Source organism: Acidaminococcus intestini DSM 21505 (assembly GCF_000425045.1).
In the GTDB taxonomy this organism is placed as follows: Bacteria; Bacillota; Negativicutes; order Acidaminococcales; family Acidaminococcaceae; genus Acidaminococcus; species Acidaminococcus intestini.
The window spans coordinates 1-19887 of sequence record NZ_AULA01000011.1 but is presented as its reverse complement, the minus strand read 5'-3'; the positions used below and the strand labels follow the sequence as shown (position 1 = coordinate 19887).

Genomic DNA, 19887 nt, shown 5'->3' with positions numbered 1-19887 from the left:
CTTGTTCCACACTGGCAAGGCCGCTGTATACTGTATCCATAGTTGCAACATAAAAATAACCCCTGCTGGATCTTCTCCAGCAGGGGCGTTGGTTCGCGGTACCACCCTACCATTGTACTCTTGGCCTTATAACGCATCCATAGCGCCTTACCCTAGGGGACGCGGCCCTTCAGATAAGGGGTTTACAGGTGAGAAGCATGCCCTATCCGCACTGCCTCGCATCACCCGGCAGCTCTCTTAGCTTCATCGTTCATGCTATTCCTGATCATTACCTTTTGCTTGTAAAAATTGTATTGACGCAAGTATACCACAGAATTGGAATGTGTCAACAAAATATTTTATATTTTCTCTATCCGATAGCATTTTGTAAACTTACTAACAACATAGCTTAATTTTGTCTTTTTAAAACGAACATTCCCGAAAGAAAAGCAAAATGGTTCCGAGAGGATAAAAGGTCCCTCTTTCTATGCTATAATGGGAAAAATCCATCACGATAGGAGTGGGTTCCTTCATGATCAGTTTTCTCCTCTTCCTGATCCAGTTTGCCATCGACTACGTCATGCTCGTCGTGCATCTATATTTCATTATCCAGGCTCTTGTCATTTTTACGCCCTCCACATGGTTCCGCCCCCTGCACACAGGTGGCCTCACCAGTCAGGATGTGACCTTGCTTCTTGCCCTCTGCCTCATCATTCCTGCCCTTTTGAGCCGTTTTTCCTTTTTCCAGTCCATCCTTCTCCATGTAAACGGCGCGCGCAGAGCCAAAGGCGATGATCTTGCCTACATCGAAGCCTGCCTTGACCCAGTGCTCCAAAAAGCGGGCCTTCGGCGCAGTGACTTTACGCTCTATATCCAAGACACGGCAGAGCTCAACGCCTATGCTTTTGGCGACCATCATATCGTCGTCTTTAAGGGGCTCCTTGACCAGCTTCCCATGGACGAGGTGAGCGGTGTCCTCGCCCATGAATTGGGTCACCTCCATTATCACCATACGCAGTGGCTGCTCTTAAGCTACGGCATGAATCTTCCCATTACCTTCGTCAGTGGCATCTACCGGGCCATCGTCTTTATGCTCCGCATCTTTCTCATCATCCCCATCTTGGGCCTACTCATTTCCCTCATGGTCTTTTTCTGCAACTTGTGGATCCAGGCCTTGAGCTTTACCATGAATTTCCCGCTCCACCTGCTCCGGCTTGTCAAAGCAAGGCAGGACGAATATGCCGCCGACAGGTACGCCTTTGAAATCGGCTACGGCGTCGAGCTCCATAACGCCCTCTTTGACATATCGGGCGGCGGTGCTGACGACTCCGGATTTTTTGGCCGCCTATGGTCCGATCACCCTGTGACACGAAAGCGGCTCGAAAAACTAAGGGAACTTGTGACCCAGGTAGAAGGCAGGGACGCAGAGCAAGCGGAATAAGGCTGCCCCTCGGCCACGCCAGACCGAATCCATAAAAAAATGCAAAACACGGCCCAAGGAGCGCGATTCATGCACTCCTTGGGCCGTGTTTTGCATTTTGAAGAAACCCACACAGGACGAGTTTCCCGTCATGAGCGGGCCGCCTATGCCGGTCATGCTCATGACAGCGGCACCGCCTCCTCACTGCAAGGCGAAAGGCTTTCTCAATCAAGCACCAATAACAGCGCCATCTTGAAAGGGCCCTGTGCCGTAACCGCATGACGGCCGCCTTTATCAAAAACGAAGCTTTCACCAGCAGAAATGAGATGGTCCGTTCCTTCATAGGTGATGACAGCTTTCCCTTCAAGGGCCATGACAAGGGCCTTTCCGGGAGCCGCGTGTTCCGTAAGGCCCGTCCCTTCACCAAAGCCCATGAGAGCCAGTTTCATATGGGGCGACGAAACAACGTCACGATTGACAATCTTTCCCGCTTCTGTCGGGACAAGGTCCTTGAATACAAATAATTGACCAGCCTCAAGATTCATGATGAGATCCTCCTTTGTCGATAGTTCGGTATAAATCGCACCGCTTTCTGTGTGGACGCCAAAAGCAACACCAAGAGGAACAATGAGACTATTCCCTTGGGAAAGGAAAAACGCGGTGCGGCCCGCTTGGACCGTCATGGCCCCATCAAGTACCGTCAGGAGCTTAGGATAGGCATAGGTCTCTGGACTGATATCCGTACGGGGCGCAAGGGAAAACGCGTGAAAGGCAGCTGAAGGTCCCATAAGAAGCTGCTGCGAAACCGTGCAGCCTGGGACATAAGCATTTTCTTTTACAATGGAAAAAGGCGTATGAACGGCTTTCATAGTCGGTTCCTCCTTTCGTTACTTGTAGTATAGGGGAAACGGTCATGTGATTCTGTTGGTAAAACAACAAAAATAAAGAAAGTTCTCCTTTCGTCCCCTCTTTGAGGCATCAGGCAAGATTCCCCGTTCTTTGTCCCTCACCGCTCCCAACACGGTCAGCATCGCTCCCAATCCCCATTTGCCCATCCCCTGACTTTCCGGTACAATAAGGGAAAGGAATGATTCGGCAGCCTGAGGGGCAGGATGCCGCAGAAAAGGAGATGCCTTATGCTTAACTATCTTGTTTTTATTGCTGCTGCACTCATCGGGTTCCTGCTCCGCCAGCTTGAGATCCCAATTCCCTACATGCTGGGCGGGATTCTTGCTGCCTTTTGCTGTAAAACCTTTTATAGACCAACATTTTCTGGGTCCCTCTCCCTTCGCAACGCCATGCTGGGCATAGCGGGGTACGGCATTGGGGCCCACTGCACATCAGGCACCATCATGCGCATGGGCGCAGAACTGCCCGGCGTCCTGGGGGCCTCTCTCAGCACGCTTTTTGTTTCCGTCTGTGTTGCCATCTACATGGCCCGCCACACCTTTGCCAATCTGCTGAGCAGTGTCATGGGCTGCCTGCCTGGCGGCTTGACGCAGATGACGCTCCTTATGGAAGAATACCATGATGCCGACGAAAACGTCGTCGTCGTTTCCCAATGCCTGCGCCTTTTCGTCGTTGAAGTGAGCGTTCCTTTCCTTGCCATCAACCTATTTGGCGGGATCCTGACCAAGACCGCCGCGCCGGACCTTTTGGCAGGCCTTGTCACAGACGGGATGAAGCTCTTTCACCCGGGCTGGCTCATCGTTTTTCCCCTTGCCGTAATGGGGCAGCTTTTTGCCCGCAAGGTCCAGCTACCCACGGGGAACCTTTTAGGGCCCATCCTCTTTACCGCTTTTTATGCCACACTCTGGGGTCCGATTCCTTCTGTTCCCCCCGCCGTCATGGCTTTTGCCCAAATGAGCATTGGCATCTATATTGGAACCATGCTTGACCGGGATAAACTGCTGCGAACCAAGCGCCTTGTTCCCAATGTCCTTGTTGGCTCCCTGCTCATGGTCGGAACCAGCGCGGTCGTAGCCGTCATCATCGGAAAAGCTTACGGCTATTCTCCGATTGGCGCTTTCCTTGCCGTAGCTCCCGGTGGTATTGCTGAAATGTGTCTAGCCGGCATGGAAATGAGCCAGGATGTTGCCATGATCCTCACCTACCAGCTGATCCGTGTTCTCATGCTGAACTTTGCCGTGCCCTTTGCCATTAAACGCTTTTTCCCCAAAGAAAGCCTGTAAGCGGAAGGATTGGTGAAAAGCTGCCAATGGACAAAAGCATATGGGAACCGGTGAAAGACAAAATAACGCCTTTCCCGCTCTTTTTTCTTGATTACCGTAACGTTTCTTTTCAAAAATCAAATCAAGTATCCATAATTTAAAACAACTATTTTAATTTCAGTAAAATTTGAATTTTACCGTCGTCGTCCATATACCGCATGATTACAAGGATTTCAGCCATTTCATAGGGTTTTTCTTATTATTTATATTTAAAACTTGTTATTTGAAAGTCCACCTAATCTATGATAGGATTCAATTGTGAAGGATTTGAGAACAGTATCACCTTCACTTGGCTGCGGGGTCGCCCGCGCCCCTTTTTGCGAATGTGAAACGGCGCCACGCCTTTCCCTTGGGCCCACTGTCATCGGACCGCCATTTTATTTTTTACGGGTCCTGACGAAAGCGCGTGACAAATGGACAGCTGTCCCCTGCCCCTTCACATCCCAAAAGCCATTCAAGTTTCGAAAGGAGTCCAATCATGAGCGACGAAAAAAAGAAAAGTTTCACCCCCTTCGGCCTTAGTTGGCCCCTCTGCCTCGGCTTCATCATCATTGTGGCCGCAGGTGTTATGACCGGTTCCCTAAGCACTGATCTTGCTGGTGGTTTTGCCTTCATGCTGGCCCTCGGTATTATCTGCAACGAAATCGGTGAACGCATCCCCTTCTGGAATTCCTATATCGGCGGCGGTCTCGTTCTGACCTTCCTCGTTTCGGCTTATCTGTTTACAAATAAGATGGTTCCCGCCAAATATGCCAAAGCCGTTGGCATGGTCATGGATCAAGCTGACTTCCTGAGCTTCTTCATTGTCTTCCTGATCTGTGGTTCCATTCTTGGTCTGGAAAAGAAACTCCTGCTGAAATCCTTCGCTGGGTATCTGCCTGCCATCTTTGGCGGCCTCATCGGCGCGGCCGTGCTCGGAGTTGCCGGCGGCCTCGTCTTTGGCATTGCCCCGGATATGATCCTTCTGAACTATGTCCTTCCCATCATGGGCGGCGGCAACGGTGCCGGTGCTGTACCGCTTTCCCAGATCTATGAGACCGTAACGGGCGACAAGGCAGCCAACTACTACACCTTCGCCATTACGATCCTGACCATTGCGAACATCTTCGCCATCCTGACGGCGGCTATCCTGAACCAGATCGGTCATAAACATCCGCAGCTCACCGGCGACGGCAACACCCTGATCCGTACCGGCCTTGATATCGAAGCGGAAAAGAACGATGCCATTCCTTCCATCAAGGAAATGGGCGGTGCCTTCTTCATGGGCGTTGGCTTCTATGCAGCCGGCCGTCTCATGGGTAAAGCCATCCTGCCGAAAGTCTTCGGTGTTGCCATTCATCCCTTTGCTTGGATGATCATCATCGTTACCATTGCAGCCATGACGGGGATTGTCCCGAACGCAACAAAAGCAGCAGCTAAACGTCTGCAGTCCTTCATGAGCTCCTGCCTCGTTCTCATCATCATGGTCGGCGTTGGTGCCGATACGGACCTGAACCAGCTGATTGATGCCATCAACCTCAGCAACGTCGTCATCGCCTTCCTGATTGTTGTCGGCGCCATCATCGGTTCCGCAATCGTCGGTCAGCTCGTTGGCTTCTATCCCATCGACTCTGCCATCACCGCTGGTCTTTGCATGGCAAACCGCGGCGGTTCCGGCGACCTTGCTGTACTGGGTGCTTCCCATCGTATGGGCCTCATCGCCTATGCCCAGCTGTCCAGCCGTCTGGGCGGCGGTATCGTCCTGATCATCGGATCCATCCTCTTTGGTGCCCTCATTAAATAAGAACCTGTCAAAAACTTCCTGCTTCCTTGAGGCGGGAAGTTTTTTTCTCAAGGAAAGCAGATCCATAACACCGCGGATTACAAAAATCCATAAAAAAAAGCAGTCCCCCTTTTTAGGGGAGGTCAAGGCCCCTTGACACATCAATCCTTGAACCAATAGGCTGTAGATAAAGACCATTCATCGCTCGAAGGAGGTTTTTCTATGAAAAATGCAGTCGGCCGTGAAATTCCAGATGAAATCCTTGCACGAACCGGCAAAGAAGTCTTTAAAGGCAGTTTCCATAACGACCAAAAAGTGTATCGGCGCGCGGCCAATCAATCCCGCGCCCATATAGTGCCAACCCGCAGCAAGGTCCTTTCCTCCATCAAGGACGCCCTCATTGCCGGCGGGGTTCATGACGGCATGACCTTTGGCTTCCACCATCATTTCCGCGAAGGGGACTATATCGTGAACCTCGTCATGGAAGCTGTCCATGAGATAGGCATCAAGGACATCACCATCTGTGCCAGCTCCCTAGGAAAAGCTCATGATCCCATCGTCCCCTATATTGAAGACGGAACGATCACGGGCATTGAGTCTTCCGGTGTACGCGGCAAGATTGGCGAAGCCATTTCCACAGGCAAACTGAAGAAACTCGCCATCATGCGCAGCCACGGCGGCCGTGTCCGGGCCATCGAATCAGGGGAAACACACATTGATATGGCCTTCATCGGCGCCCCCACCTGTGACCCTATGGGAAACTGCCGTGCCGTCGGCGGAAAAAGTGACTGCGGCGTCCTGAGCTATTCCATGGTCGATGCCCAGTATGCAGACTATGTCGTCGCCATTACGGACACCCTGGTCCCCTTTCCCAATATTCCGGCATCCATCTCCATGACAGACGTGGATGCTGTCGTTGTGGTCGATGCCATTGGCGACCCGGTTAAGATTGCCACAGGGCCAGCCAAACCGACAACGGATATGCGTAAGCTCCTCATGGCCCGCTATACGACAGAATTTCTCATCCACACCCCCTACTACAAAGAAGGCTTCTCATACCAAACAGGTGCGGGCGGCGCTTCCCTTGCCTCGACGGGTATTCTTGCCGAACATATGAGAAAGGACGGCATCCATATGGGCCTTGCCCTCGGCGGCATCACAAAGACCATGTGCGACATGATGGACGAAGGCCTGATTGACCGTATCGTTGATGCCCAAGTCTTTGATACAGGGGCCATTGAAAGCATCAAGAATCATCCAGGCCGACATATTGAGATCTCAACCAGTGAATACGCAGACCCCTTCAACAAAGCTTCCTACGTCAATCATCTCGACTTTGTCATCCTCGCATCCTTAGAAGTGGATACCCACTTCAACTGCAACGTTGTCGTTGACTCAAGCGGCATGGTTACAGGCGCCCAGGGCGGGCATCCAGATACAGCGGCAGGGGCCCAATGCACCATCGTCATCGTACCGCTGCTGCAAGGCCGCATTCCTGCCGTGAGGACCGAATGCACCACCATTACCACGCCGGGCGAGACAGTGGACGTTGTCATCACGGACTTTGGCATCGCCATCAATCCCAAGCGTCAGGACCTCATCGACGCCATGAAAGGTGTCGACCTTCCCTTCTGTACCATAGAAGAACTGCGCGACAGGGCCTATGCCATTGCCGGCGTCCCCGATGCCGTCACCTTCAAGGACCGCATCGTAGGGATCATCGAAGCACGGGACGGATCGATCATCGATGTCGTACGAGAGATCGGTGAATCTAAGAGTTAATCAGTCAAACTCGGGCTGACTAAAAAAGCGCCACAACCGAAGGATCCGGTATGGCGCCGTACGCTATGGTCTTTTAAGGTACTCATTGGCACATGTAACGCCGCCGGCCCCAAACTGCCCCCTCATGGGGGAACGGGTCCAAAATGATTCGCCCGGGAACCTGTTTCTCGGACTTTCGCTAACGCTTTAAAAGCGTCCTTCGAAACTCGGGCGAATCTGACTCGCTAACCGCTTGCAAGGAAACGTCGCTGCGCTTCTCATCCACCACCAAAACCGGTAAATTTTGTTAATCAATGCTTATGGAAAATTCCCGGTTTCGACCCCCGCCTTGGCAAAGGCGGATCGATGCGCTATATCGAGTTCTAAGGGAAAAGACCGCATGGCAGGGCTGGATCTGGTTGGAACTATGTGAATCCTTACCATAGAAATCGCTTTTGAACGACAGAAAACGTGTCTTTGACAACAAACTTGGCGCCGGTCTCACGGTCTTTACCCTCCAAGTCTTTTGGCTTGATAGCCGCGTCCTTGGCCGCGAGAAAGCCATTCGGGCCTTGCCCGAATAAGACAGCTTGACAGCCTTTTACACGATCCCCCACCGTGAGGCGGGTCCTCCTCTGATACGCCATGAGCCCCTTGCTTCAGGTAATCTTTCCTGAAAGCAAGGGGCTCACGTTCTACATCAAATTTTTGCTAACCGCTTCTGCTTCCCCATCTCCCTCACAAAGAGTCCCCCAATCAGTACATCGGCGGCAAACCAGCTAAGCGGATAGCACCACATGATATTCCGAAAAGTCGGATCCGCCTCATAGACCGTTGCAAGCCATAGCATCCGTGTGCCGACGATGCTGACCAGCATGCCAAGAGCCGGTGCAAGGGAGTTTCCGAAGCCACGCATGGATGCGGCAAGGCTTTCATAGATAGACGAGAGAAAATAAAAGCCGATGATGATATGGACACGCATCATGCCAAGTTCCATGGCATCAGGTTCTAGGCCAAAGACCTCCAAAAAGGGCCGCGCAGCCAAAAAGACAAGCACCGTCAAAAAGCAGGTAAAGCCAAAGTTCAGCGTCAGGCCTTTTTTCACTACGTTCAAACAACGCTTGATATTGCCCGCACCAAAGTTCTGACTGGTAAAAGTCGTCACCGCCTGCCCAAAAGCATTGATAAAAGGATAGGTATTGATTTCAAGGACATAGGCCGCTGCCGAAGCAGCCATGGCAAGAGACCCTTCGCTGTTGATGGCCGACTGGATAACAAGGTTCGAAAAATTAAAGACCATCCCCTGGATACCTGCCGGCACACCAACGCGAAGGATTTCCTTGATGTCCTCCATGCGGACGCGGATGGCACCGGGATAAAAATGGAGCACCCCATGTTCATAACGCAAAAGACGCAGGAGAAGACCCGAACTGATATAGTTTGCGATAGCGGTCACGGTTACAACGCCGGCAAGGCCAAACCCTAAAAAGACAGCCAGCAAATTGCCTGCAATATTGACGATACTTGCCGTTACAAGGGAAAGAAGCGGCGTCCTGACATTGCCATGACTGCGGTAAATGGCCGATAAAAAGTCATAGAGCGTCATCCCTGGCATTCCCAATAGATAGACGCGCAGATATAATTCCGAAGCCTCCCGCACCTCAAGAGGAACCCCCATCCAGCCCATGAGGGGTCCCGCAAAGATTTCGCCCACGACAAGGATAAAAAGCCCCGTGAGTCCGGCCATAAGGACCGTTGTATGAATCGCTTCAGAAGCTTCCTTCAGCCGTCCTCCGCCAAGTTTCCGGGCAATCAGCACATTGGCGCCGAGGGAAATCCCCAGGAAAAGATTAACGAGAACCCCAATGACAGGTGCATTGTTGCCCACCGCGGCAAGGGCCTCCGTCCCAACAAAACGGCCCAAGACCATAATATCTGCAGTATTGAACATCTGCTGCAGGATACCAATCATTGCAACAGGGATTGCAAATTGAAAAATAGGTCCCACAAGGGATCCTTCCAGCATATTGATTTGCGCTCGGCTCATCTAAACCACCCACATTCTCAAAAATTCCTAGTGTGCCTATCTATTATATACCTAAGGGAAATCGGTGCAACTACGATTTTAATGATACTTGGCTTAAGGAAGAATCAAAAAACCGCCCTCTCCCAACTGGAGAGGACGGTTGTTCTTATTCAGTCATCGATGACGGCAACACATTCCACTTCGACGAGACCACCCAGCGGTAGCTTCCCGATTTCCACGCAGGAGCGGGCTGGGAATCCATCCGTAAAATAGGATTTATAGATTTCATTGACCTTCCCAAAATCATTCATATCCTGAAGAAAGATCGTCGTTTTTACAATATCTCCGTAGGAAGCACCCGCTTCCTTTAGGATTGCGCCAAGATTCTTCATGGACGCGTGGGCTTGGGCTTCCAGCGTATCCGGCAGTTTTCCAAGCGCTACATCAATGCCAAGCTGGCCCGATACATAAACCGTATTGCCGGCCTTGATGCCTTGGACGTAAGGCCCTACAGCAGAAGGGGCATTTTTCGTAGAGATAATTTGCTTTTTCATTATTTTACAACCTCTTTTCCTTTTTTTCTGAGAACAGTACCATTTCTCCTGCCTGTATATTTTCCACCAGCAACTTCAAATACACCATTTACCATGACGTATTCGATTCCTTCCGGGTATTGAGTCGGGTCTGTAAATGTGCCTTTGTCAATGACCGTATCAGGGTTGAAGACAGTAATATCAGCGTAGGCTCCTTCCTTAATTTGGCCACGATTTTTGATATTGAAGGTAGCTGCTGGTTTACCTGTCATCTTATATACAGCTTGTTCAAGGGTCAGGGCCTTATCTTCACGAACATATTTACCAAGAACACGCGGGAAAGCACCATAAACACGAGGATGCGGTTTTCCGCCCAAAAGTCCATCCGTGCAGACGTTCATTTCCGGGCGTTTCATGAAGAGTTTCACATGGTCTTCTGTACCATAGAAGTCAACCATGCCTACAGCATTTTCTTCGTCACGGAGAAGATCGAAAGTTGCATCATAGGGATCTTTCCCTCTTAGCTTACCTAATTCAATCAGTGACAAACCAACAGCATCCTTATTCTTATCCGTCTTGACACTTGTTACATAGATTTGATCGAGGCCAGCAAAATCAACAAAGTTATCCCATCCAGGGATACCGTGTTCGATATCATAGACCATTTTTTTGCGAAGTTCCGGATCGTTGAGACGTTCAATGACCTTATTGGTCCCGCCATCATGAACCCAAGGCGGCAGGATGACCCCCAGCATCGTGCTGCCTGCTACATACGGATATTGATCAAAGGAGACGTCGATACCTTCTTTTTCAGCTTCTTCAAGAAGCTGAATCATTCCATCAATTTTGTCCCAGTTCTTACGACCGCAGACTTTGAAGTGCGAATAATGGATCTTAACGCCAGACTCCTTACCAATTTGGATAACCTCTTTCATCGAATCAAGAATGGTGTCTGCTTCGCTGCGCTGATGAATGACAAAACGGCCATCATATTCAGCGACAACTTTGCACATTTCAACAACTTCCTTGGTTTGACCATAAGCACAGGGCATATAGATAAGCCCCGTGGAAAGCCCGATAGCACCATTTTCCATTTCCCGACGGACAATGTCCTTCATCTTCTGTAGTTCCTCATCCGTAGGTTGGCGGTTATCAAGGCCCATTGCTTCCATACGGACATTGCCATGAGGAACGAGGTAGCATTCGTTAGGACCTGGTTTTACATCATCAATCATCTTAAGATACCCTGCTGTATCACGATAATGATAATTTACCTGATCGGAGTCACCATCAAGACCAGCCAGGTTCTTTCTCCAAGGACTGATATATTTTTCCGGCAGTGGAGCCATGGAGATTCCATCTTGCCCCAAGATTTCCGTCGTGATTCCCTGCATGACCTTAGGACGAACTTCAGGATCAACAAGAATCTGGAGATCACTGTGGCTGTGCGTATCAATGAATCCAGGGGCAACAACGAGACCAGTCACGTCAATGACTTCAGCGCCGTCTGCCGCATCAATCTTACCGATTTTTACAATTTTATCGCCATCAATCAGAACATCCGCTTGATAACGGTTGGAGCCAGAGCCATCGACAACGACACCATTTTTCAACAAAGTCTTCATTTTATTTCCTCCTTCTATTCTAATTAAGTTATTCTTTATCCAGTTCGATTGGAGCCGCTGCTTCTACACCACGGCTAATTTGATACTTAGAAACAATGAAGAGCACTGCAAATGCCACAATGCCGCCAGGAACCATAGCACTAAGTCCAAAGGGAGATTTAAGAGCATAGGTCCAATAGGCCGCAACAGCCGTACCGCTTAAGATAGACAGGAACCCGGCATCTTTCGTTACATTCTTGCAGAATAACCCCCCAATAAAGGCTGCAAACGGACCCGCACTTCTCAGGGCAAAAGCACTCATCATAACAGAGATAATGTTCGAGGCAGTAAGAGCTACACCAAGACCAACAAGCCCAACAATGGTCATAACAACGCGGGAAACCAAAATTTCCTTCTTATCATCATGAACACCGCCACGGATATAGGGCCGATATACGTCATTTGTGAACATTGTTGCCGTACCAATCATGTTACCGGAAGCAGAACTCATTGTAGCTGCGACAACAGCAGCGAGGATAATGCCAGCAATAATAGACGGTGCAAACTGCATCGTTGCATCAGCCAATGCATTTTTCTGTTGACTTACAGCATATCCATCAATACAAGTGTATGCCATAAGACCGATCATGGCAGGAACAATTGCATAAACTGCGGAAAGAATGCCGGTAAGAACAGAACCAATCTTTGCGGATTTACCATCTTTAGCAGAGCAGAATGTCTGGACAATTTCTTGCCCCGTAGGGAAAGTCATACAATACATAACAATGTAGCCAATAACCGTTGGAACACCAATTTTCGTCATACTGAGCATGTTCATGTCAGCACCCGTTGCCGTCTTCATAGCTGCTGCTTTAGCGAATAGTGCCGAAAAACCGCCCACAGCAGGATTTTCTGCCATAATAAACATAGCAACTGCCATACCAATAGTGATGAATAGAACATGCATCATATTTGCCGCTGCAACAGAGGCAAAACCGCCAACCATTGTATAAAGGATAACAACAGCGGTTGTAATGACAGCGGCTGTTTGAAAACTAATCCCCGTTACGACGTTAATAATGGATGCTGTTGCAATGATCTGGGCCCCAGTTGCCATAAAAAGTGCTGCAATCGATGTAAATGCCGTTACCATATGAGACGGTTTTCCGTAACGTTTCCCAATGATTTGAGGAACCGTGGAAGCAGCCGCCCGTCTAAAATAAGGAGCAATAAAAGATACTAAGATGAAACCGATACCTCCAGCAATAACGTACCAGCTTGCAGAAAGACCGTATTGGAAAACATTGGTTGCGATACCTGTAGTACTGGCCCCGCCTGTATTGGCAGCAAAAAGCGTACCTGCCAAAGTTAATGGGCCAAGAGATTTTCCGGCCATCAAAAAATCTTCATTGCTCTGAGAAGCTTTTTTCTTAGATTTCATCTTGGATACAATTAATCCGATTGCAATTGTAGCAATCATATACAGAAAAATAATAATTAAAGCTGTAATTTGCTTTTGACTCATATTATTCATCTCCTCATCACCACTTTTATACGATTATTCCCTTTTATCAGATTATTTATCGGATAAAATAAGGAATTTGCTGTCTAAGCCCAGTGGAAAACCTAGACAGCACCCGTTCTTTATTTTGCTTATTTCATCAAAGCTTTTAGAACGCCATAATAGCAATCCGTTACTTTGGCCAAGCTGTCCACTTCAACATATTCACTGACTGTATGGGCCAAATTTTCACGGGAAGGGCCAAGGCCAAAGGTCTGAATGCCAGCTTCTCCAGCATAATGGCTGCCGTTAGTGCAGAAATTGTATTGAGTGATTTCAGGATCATAACCGCGTTCATTCAGTTCTTTTTTGACTGCTTGAACAAATTCAGCATCCTTGTCAAAGAGCCAGCCAGGGAAGAAACGTTCACCTTCGACAGTTTCTCCGGTGTAACATTTTTCCTTACCTACAGCATAGGAGACTTTTACCTTAAGTTCCGGATCATCTGCCATCAGTTTATCCATAAGGGCAACAATCGGAGCCAATACACTTTCTTTGGTTTCGCCGACAAGCAAACGACGGTCATAGGTTGCGCGGCAATATTCAGGAACAACAGAGGCGCCAGGATAAGGAGCCGATTTCACGTCAACCAATTCCAAGATACCCTTCCCGAGAACGGGATGTTCTGGCGGAACAATCGTACGAATGGCTTCAATAACACGAGCCATTTTATATACAGCGTTGATTCCTTTTTCAGGGTTGGCGCTGTGGCAGGGTTTGCCGAAGGTTTCCACAACGATTTCGGCACGTCCGCGCTGGCCTACTTTCAGGTTGCACTGAGAAGCTTCACCGATAACAACAATATCAGGTTTTACATAAGCGCTGATAGAGCGGGAACCAACACCTTCAAAGCATTCTTCATGAACAACGCCATCAACATAGATTTCTCCGGCAAAGTCTTTATTCGTATCTTTTGCGAATGCAATAGCTGCCGTCGTGTAAGCTGCAATGGCACCCTTCATGTCTGTCGTACCACGACCATAAATCTTGCCATCATGAATTTCAGCCGCAAAAGGAGGATGGATCCATTCCTTTTCATTCGTTACAGGAACCGTATCCATATGTCCATCAAAAAGGATCTTCTTACCCGGCCGTTTTCCTTTGATGCATCCAATAATGTTGCCGTACTTATCGATGTGAACAGAATCGAACCCATTGGCCTTATACGTTTCTTCGAGTACTTTGGCAACGCCATCTTCATGACCGGAATAGCTCTGCTGTTGAACAAGTTTTTGACACAATGCAATAGCTTGATCTTTGACTTCTTGGTTAATCATTTGAATTTGCCTCCTCATTTTTACCTGTTTAGTTGATTTTTATTTCGCATACAGCCCATCCCAAACGATGCGGCGATAATTTTCTTTGTCCGTATCCCCTTCCGTACTGAAGAAGAGGATTCTGGAGTTTTCATTAAGTTTCAGAGCTTCCTTCAGCTCCTTAAGCTCAGGATTGCGCAGGATTTCGCTAACGGCCCCAAAGGCAGCAGCACCGCTCTCTCCAGAAACAACCTTCTGATCCTTTCCCATTGGATTCCCTAAAATTCGCATGCCTTGTGCGGCTGCGTAATCCGGACAGGAAATGAAGAAGTCCGCATAATCCGACAGGACCTGCCAGCCAATGCTGCAGGGTTCACCGCAGGCAAGACCAGCCATGATGGTCCGCATATGACCTGTTACAGGGTGAAGTTTACCGTCGTCGGCTTTTGCCGTTCGGAAAAGACAGTCGGCCTGATCCGGTTCCACAATGCCGATGATGGGCTTTTCATCTCCATATAAGGAGGAGAATAGCCCCGTAATCGCACCCGCAAGGGATCCGACCCCAGCCTGCAAGAAGATATGAGTTGGTTTTTCCGGCAGCTGTTCATAGGCCTCAAGACCCATGGTACCATATCCCTGCATGATCCAACGAGGAATATCCTCATAGCCTTCCCATGCCGTATCCTGGACCATGACCCAACCTTTTTCCTCTGCATTGCGATTAGCAAGACGAACAGCATCATCATAGTTAAGATCCGTAATGGATGCCTCAGCACCTTCAGCCCGAATATTCATAAGTCGTTCTTCAGCTGAACCTTCCGGCATGTAGACCACGGAATGCTGACGGAGCTGGTTTGCCGTCCAAGCAACGCCGCGGCCATGATTGCCATCGGTTGCCGTGACAAAGGTAATATCCCCGAGCGCCTTGCGCGTTTCTTCGCTTGTCAGTTTCTCATAGGTGACCTCCTTCATATCGATGCCAAGCTTATCGGCAAGATAGTGACCCATGGCATAGCTCCCGCCTAGGACCTTGAACGCATTGAGACCGAAACGATAGGACTCGTCTTTTACATAGATGGAAGAAACGCCAAGGGCCTTTGCCGTTTCCTTGAGACAGGCGAGGGGTGTCTCCTTGTAGACAGGGAAACTGCGATGATAGGCACGCACATTTTCCTCAACAGAACGGCTTAAAAAGTCCAGGCTGCACTTCTTGTCGGCGTGAGTCTTATGAACCATTTGAAAGTCTTTTGTCATGACGCTAACTCCTCTCAAAAATTCTTTTCACTTTATATATAGCAACTATCGTGCCAAAAATGAAAAAGTGAAATAAAAGAGCCTAAAATCGCATGGGAGCATGTGGTCAGGATTATTGGCCAAATAGGAAGACCTGGGAACGAAAACAAAAAATCTCAAAATGAGAATATATAGCTTCTCATTTTGAGATTTTTCTCATTTTGAGATTAAAAAAGAAGGGCCAGAAGGCGCAAACTTACTTTATGGTATCTCCCCTTAAAAACGCCTTAGAATTCTTTGAGAGTTCGTACGGCACGACGCCAAAGCGTTCCGACCGGAGGGCGCCGAATAAATTTTTCGATAACACGGGCCTGCAACCGAATCGCTTCGACGGTGTCTTGCGATTATCGGTCTTGAACCATCGAAAAATGCTCCTCGCTAGCCGCTGTTATGAAGTGACCTTTGTCAAGACGGTTTCCAAAAATCTTTTCCCTCATACTTGACCCAAAGATAGTACCTGGCAGCATATGGCAAGAGCTAGGGGTTCACAGCCTCCGTCTCCGGCTTTGGCCTATTCTGTTATACGTGGATTGGTTACCAACAGGCTAATGGTTTCGCCGAGAGCCACACTATCTCGTATCACGGATCTTAAGGTACAACCTATAAGCGGCTATCGTGGATGGCTCGTAAGGAGACGTCGGGCATATATTTTTACTCAGCCCAAAAATCGGGCTGATTTGATGAAGAACGTGAGGCCATTGCTTAAAAAAGACTTTGTGAAAATAATAGCCTCATGGCCTATCGTACGATGGACCGTCCCACGTTTGCTGATTTTTTACGTCTGGGTGCTTCCTTTCCTAACCATGTGTCGTCACTTCCAGCGCCCAGCTTATCAACGCGGAAGCTTTTTGCAATCTTCAGTCCATATGGGCCCATCTACTTTGTCGCCCGCGACCTCAACCTCCTAGACGTACTGGCCTCTGGCCGCAAAGAAACTCACGCGTCGCCGATTTATTTTTGGTGGCGCCGCTTCAGAGAACCTTCGCGCAACAGCTCCCGCGTCGCTGCGCTAGCGGATTGCTGACGTCTCAGGTCCGTCGTCGTCGGTGGAAGCGGGGACTCCTCGTATCTGAACCCATCTGAACCGAATTCATAAAAAGCAATTGGAAGAAAAGAATATAAGGAAAAAGATTGCAAGGCAAAAGAACATAAGAAAGGTCCAAAACCAAACGTAGAGATAGGTTCGGTTTTGGGCTCTTATCTTATATTCGAGTTTTGTAAGAAGCGGGTCCTTTTGAAACGTAGAAAGCACGATGGCAGTTGCTGGAACGTCCTTCGTCCGATCTTTTCCCTTAGAACTCGATGCGCAGCATCGATCCGTCTTACCAAGGCGGGGGCCCAAAAGCCACTTGATGCTGCGCTGCAGCAGGCAGGTCTTTTTGGTGGTGGATGAGGAGCGCAGCGACGTTTCCTCTCGAGCGATAGAAAGGCATATTCGCCCGGAGTTTCGAAAGACGCTTTTGGAGCAATAGCGAAAGTCCGAGAAACATGTTTGAGGGCGAATTTAATTCGGGCCCCACACTTCGAAAAAGGGACGGTTTGGGTCCGGCGCTGCTGTCTTTTCCCGTCCGGTCTTTTTGCCAGGAGTGTTTGCACTCCTTTAGCCAAGCGGAGCGCCTTAGCCAAGGAAGGCTCTTTTTTCTATGCATTCCGCCTCAGCCAGCTGCCGAAGGCATCCTCAGCTATATAGCATCACAGCAAGCCTTTAGCTCGAAAGCTGCAGCTTTGGCCGCGAGACAGTCAAAGCCAAAGACTCGTGACAGCTTGCCAGCCTGTTGCTCGGAGCGATTTTTGCTCCGACTACACCCCATATTCTTTGATTTTACGATACAACGTCGCCTTACTCAGTCCCAAGGCTTGGGCAGCCTTGAGCTTTCCTTCTCCGCTGCGCCCATAACGGAGTAAAGCCCTGCGGATAGCCGCTTCTTCAAGTTCTACAAGGGGCACAATGGGGGCCTCTATCCCCAAATCGGATGCTGCCACGTGAGCGTCCTGATTTGGGGTCTTTCGCATTTCCTTTGGTAAAAGATCTACATCAAGATCTCCTCCCGGAACTGCTAGATTTACCATATACTCCATGACGTTTTCGAGTTCCCGCACATTACCTGGCCAAGGATATCGCTTGAGTGTCTCCATCAAATCTTCTGTAATCCGCGGTTCTGATTTGCCGAGCAGCGATGAAAACCTTCTTATATAATGAACGGATAGTTCTTCAATATCTTCCTTGCGATTGCGCAACGGCTCGATATGGATGGGAATGACATTGAGCCGATAGTAGAGATCTTCACGGAACTGCTTTTCCTCGACCATCTTCTTCAAGTCCTTATTGGTCGCAGCAATGACCCTTACATCAATATCGACAAGTTGGTTTGACCCGATACGCACAATCTGCCGTTCCTGCAGGACGCGCAGCAGTTTGGACTGCAGATATAAGGGCATATCGCCAATTTCATCAAGGAAGATGACCCCACCATTTGCAAGTTCAAATTTCCCCATGCGCCCATTCGGATCCGCTCCCGTAAAGGCCCCTTTGACATAGCCAAAAAGCTCGGATTCCATAAGATTTTCAGGAATGGCGGCGCAGTTCAAAGCGATAAAACGGCCTTCCTTCCGGCTGCCTTCCCGCCAAATGGACGTTGCTACCATTTCCTTTCCCGTTCCACTTTCGCCCGTAATGAGGACGGTCGAAGAAGAAGGCGCAACTCGTTCGATTTCTTCCTTGAGATGCAGCGTTGCAGGGCTTGACCCCAAGATGCTGTCCTTATCGCCATGTGGTACAAAAGCCGTCTCAAAATATTGGTTCTTGATTTCCCGGCTCCGATAAAAAATGAGGACACCTTCATAATCGCGGATCTTTTGGGGAATCTTCATATAGGATCCCATGAGATGGTATGCCCGTTCCCCTACAGTCACACGGTATTCAGCATAGCGATTCAGCGTGTCTCCCGTCGCCTCAATAAGAACCTTTTTCCCCACAAGATTGTCATCTTCAAGCTGCTCCTGGGCCGAGCGATTGGTCATGGTGATGCTATGGTCTGTTCCAATGACAAGCGTGCCCTGCTGGATATTTTCAAGGGTCGTATGGAGCGTTCCCAAAAGCGCTTCTCGGCGTGCACTTTCCTTTCTTTCCTGACTCTTTACGGAAATGAAATCAGCAATCTGCTCCACAAAAGCAAGGAAGGACGCCTCCTTCGAAAGAATGGTCATCTTTTGTTCCCGCGAGCTGCCAACAAGCCCAATGACACCAATGGCCCGCCGCGGCTCCCCGCCAAAAATCGGCATGGCAATTTCGATTTCTTCCTTACAGTTCATAAAATGAGGGCAATCCCGACAAATAATTTCTTCGCCCGGTTGGTAAATAACCGACCGTTCTCCCGTCGCAAGAACCTTTCGATAGACATAGCCCTCACCGGACATATCCTTGTTGACCACATCCGCAAAAAGCCCCGTCCCGGCAATTCTGACCAAATGCTCATCTACAACTTCAACATCGACATCGGCAATGATGGAAATAATGTCCGTATAACGCTGTACCACATCTTGGATCTCGTATAGATCCGTCACTATCTGCGCACCTTTTTCCATGACGACCTCCCACACTGCATTCTTCCCCATCATGCTATCTCATTTTGAGAAAAAAAGAAAGAGGGACCCAACGAAAGCTTGATCCCTCGAGATGAGTATCCTATTATAGGACAAGACTTGCAATATAGGTCGCAAAAAGTCCTCCGAGAGCCATCGCGACATTGCTGATGGACAACGTGCGAAGCCCTGTTTTCATATCAAAGCCCATGCAGTTCGTGTAAACCCAGAAGAAACTGTCATTGACATGACAGCAGCTGCGGGCGCCCGCACCGGAAGCAAGGAAAATCAGAATAGGATTAAGACCCAGTTTGGAAGCAATCGGCGCACACAAGGTAGCAGCCGTAACAACAGCGACCGTACCAGAACCTTGAACGATTTTCAGAAGACCAGAAATAACGAAGGGGATCAAAATAAATGGAAGCCCCGTATTAATGACAAGGTTTGCAAGACTTGCCCCTGCATGAGACTGTTTCAAAACCGCACCCAAAGCACCGCCAGCTGCCGTAATAAACACAATGGACCCAGCATCGGTTCTTTGTCAAATTTTGGGGTGCTAAAGTGTCTATGCACTCCTGGAGAGGACATGCACTGAATACAGTGCGTGTCCTTTTTCGTTGCGTGTGTTAATGTACAAGATCCTATTACGAAAGCGCTCAAAATTGCGCAGACCAAATGAGACACGTTTTAACACCTTGATTTTATTGTTGCAGCCTTCAGTAAAGCCGTTGGAGTAAGGATATATAAGGGCGCTCCTAATTTCTTCGTACCAATAGGTAAAGGACTTAACCAGAGAGTTCATTTCCGGTAAATCAGCGCTTTTTACCAGGTCTATCCATGCTGAAAGTGCCCAAGAAATGTTGGTATGATCCTTGAATC

15 protein-coding genes are annotated in these 19887 nt (G+C 49.0%); 5 read left to right on the top strand and 10 right to left on the bottom strand.

Going from position 1 to position 19887, the window contains the following annotated elements:
- The first annotated feature begins 511 nt into the window (after positions 1-511).
- Positions 512-1420 carry a M48 family metalloprotease gene (locus H503_RS0104885; RefSeq protein WP_016459901.1) on the top strand — a complete coding sequence of 303 codons (909 nt, stop codon included), beginning with the start codon at positions 512-514 and terminating at the stop codon, positions 1418-1420.
- Between the two features lie 203 nt (positions 1421-1623).
- On the opposite strand, the gene H503_RS0104880 is transcribed toward H503_RS0104885, so the two are convergent.
- On the bottom strand, positions 1624-2268 hold the full coding sequence (locus H503_RS0104880) for a cupin domain-containing protein (RefSeq protein ID WP_009016320.1): 645 nt from the start codon (positions 2266-2268) through the stop codon (positions 1624-1626).
- A 267-nt stretch (positions 2269-2535) separates the two neighbouring features.
- On the opposite strand from H503_RS0104880, the gene H503_RS0104875 reads away from it, so the two are divergent.
- The 4 genes from H503_RS0104875 to H503_RS12825 all read left to right on the top strand — a co-directional run bounded on the left by H503_RS0104875 (position 2536) and on the right by H503_RS12825 (position 7737).
- On the top strand, positions 2536-3591 hold the full coding sequence (locus H503_RS0104875) for an AbrB family transcriptional regulator (protein WP_016459899.1): 1056 nt from the start codon (positions 2536-2538) through the stop codon (positions 3589-3591).
- Between the two features lie 517 nt (positions 3592-4108).
- On the top strand, positions 4109-5413 hold the full coding sequence (locus H503_RS0104865; RefSeq protein ID WP_016459898.1) for a 2-hydroxycarboxylate transporter family protein: 1305 nt from the start codon (positions 4109-4111) through the stop codon (positions 5411-5413).
- A 201-nt stretch (positions 5414-5614) separates the two neighbouring features.
- Positions 5615-7174: a citrate lyase subunit alpha gene (gene citF, locus H503_RS0104855; RefSeq protein ID WP_016459897.1), complete on the top strand. Its 1560-nt coding sequence runs from the start codon at positions 5615-5617 to the stop codon at positions 7172-7174.
- 434 nt (positions 7175-7608) lie between these two features.
- Entirely contained in the window at positions 7609-7737 is a 129-nt protein-coding gene (locus H503_RS12825; protein WP_255345174.1) for a hypothetical protein, read from the top strand.
- Between the two features lie 116 nt (positions 7738-7853).
- Here H503_RS12825 and H503_RS0104845 read toward each other — a convergent pair whose 3' ends face one another.
- From H503_RS0104845 to H503_RS0104800, 9 genes are all read right to left on the bottom strand, one after another.
- Complete coding sequence (locus tag H503_RS0104845) at positions 7854-9200, bottom strand: MATE family efflux transporter (protein ID WP_016459895.1); 1347 nt, start codon at positions 9198-9200, stop codon at positions 7854-7856.
- Positions 9201-9349: 149 nt separating this feature from the next.
- The gene (locus tag H503_RS0104840; protein ID WP_016459894.1) at positions 9350-9733 is read right to left on the bottom strand and encodes a RidA family protein; all 384 of its coding nucleotides are present in this window, start codon (positions 9731-9733) and stop codon (positions 9350-9352) included.
- Complete coding sequence (locus tag H503_RS0104835) at positions 9733-11337, bottom strand: N-acyl-D-amino-acid deacylase family protein (protein WP_016459893.1); 1605 nt, start codon at positions 11335-11337, stop codon at positions 9733-9735. The genes H503_RS0104840 and H503_RS0104835 overlap by 1 nt, the downstream gene beginning before the upstream one ends.
- A gap of 28 nt (positions 11338-11365) precedes the next feature.
- Positions 11366-12841: a sodium:solute symporter family protein gene (locus tag H503_RS0104830; protein ID WP_016459892.1), complete on the bottom strand. Its 1476-nt coding sequence runs from the start codon at positions 12839-12841 to the stop codon at positions 11366-11368.
- Between the two features lie 128 nt (positions 12842-12969).
- Positions 12970-14154 carry a YgeY family selenium metabolism-linked hydrolase gene (locus tag H503_RS0104825; RefSeq protein ID WP_026385499.1) on the bottom strand — a complete coding sequence of 395 codons (1185 nt, stop codon included), beginning with the start codon at positions 14152-14154 and terminating at the stop codon, positions 12970-12972.
- Positions 14155-14193: 39 nt separating this feature from the next.
- Positions 14194-15387 carry a diaminopropionate ammonia-lyase gene (dpaL, locus tag H503_RS0104820; protein ID WP_016459890.1) on the bottom strand — a complete coding sequence of 398 codons (1194 nt, stop codon included), beginning with the start codon at positions 15385-15387 and terminating at the stop codon, positions 14194-14196.
- Between the two features lie 1839 nt (positions 15388-17226).
- Positions 17227-19011, bottom strand: coding sequence for a sigma-54 interaction domain-containing protein (locus H503_RS0104810; RefSeq protein ID WP_016459888.1), 1785 nt, complete (start codon positions 19009-19011; stop codon positions 17227-17229).
- A 103-nt stretch (positions 19012-19114) separates the two neighbouring features.
- Positions 19115-19525 (bottom strand): GntT/GntP/DsdX family permease, encoded by a 411-nt coding sequence (locus H503_RS0104805; protein WP_026385496.1) that lies wholly within the window; start codon positions 19523-19525, stop codon positions 19115-19117.
- Between the two features lie 48 nt (positions 19526-19573).
- A partial coding sequence (locus H503_RS0104800; RefSeq protein WP_162141331.1) for a transposase occupies positions 19574-19887 on the bottom strand: 314 nt, incomplete at its 5' end.

Coding starts and splice junctions, on each gene's coding strand:
- H503_RS0104845 (WP_016459895.1), bottom strand. CDS start 9,200: ATGAGCCGAGCGCAAATCAATATGCTGGAAGGATCCCTTGTGGGACCT.
- H503_RS0104865 (WP_016459898.1), top strand. CDS start 4,109: ATGAGCGACGAAAAAAAGAAAAGTTTCACCCCCTTCGGCCTTAGTTGG.
- H503_RS0104885 (WP_016459901.1), top strand. CDS start 512: ATGATCAGTTTTCTCCTCTTCCTGATCCAGTTTGCCATCGACTACGTC.
- H503_RS0104840 (WP_016459894.1), bottom strand. CDS start 9,733: ATGAAAAAGCAAATTATCTCTACGAAAAATGCCCCTTCTGCTGTAGGG.
- H503_RS0104825 (WP_026385499.1), bottom strand. CDS start 14,154: ATGATTAACCAAGAAGTCAAAGATCAAGCTATTGCATTGTGTCAAAAA.
- dpaL (WP_016459890.1), bottom strand. CDS start 15,387: ATGACAAAAGACTTTCAAATGGTTCATAAGACTCACGCCGACAAGAAG.
- citF (WP_016459897.1), top strand. CDS start 5,615: ATGAAAAATGCAGTCGGCCGTGAAATTCCAGATGAAATCCTTGCACGA.
- H503_RS0104880 (WP_009016320.1), bottom strand. CDS start 2,268: ATGAAAGCCGTTCATACGCCTTTTTCCATTGTAAAAGAAAATGCTTAT.
- H503_RS0104810 (WP_016459888.1), bottom strand. CDS start 19,011: ATGGAAAAAGGTGCGCAGATAGTGACGGATCTATACGAGATCCAAGAT.
- H503_RS0104835 (WP_016459893.1), bottom strand. CDS start 11,337: ATGAAGACTTTGTTGAAAAATGGTGTCGTTGTCGATGGCTCTGGCTCC.
- H503_RS0104875 (WP_016459899.1), top strand. CDS start 2,536: ATGCTTAACTATCTTGTTTTTATTGCTGCTGCACTCATCGGGTTCCTG.
- H503_RS0104830 (WP_016459892.1), bottom strand. CDS start 12,841: ATGAGTCAAAAGCAAATTACAGCTTTAATTATTATTTTTCTGTATATG.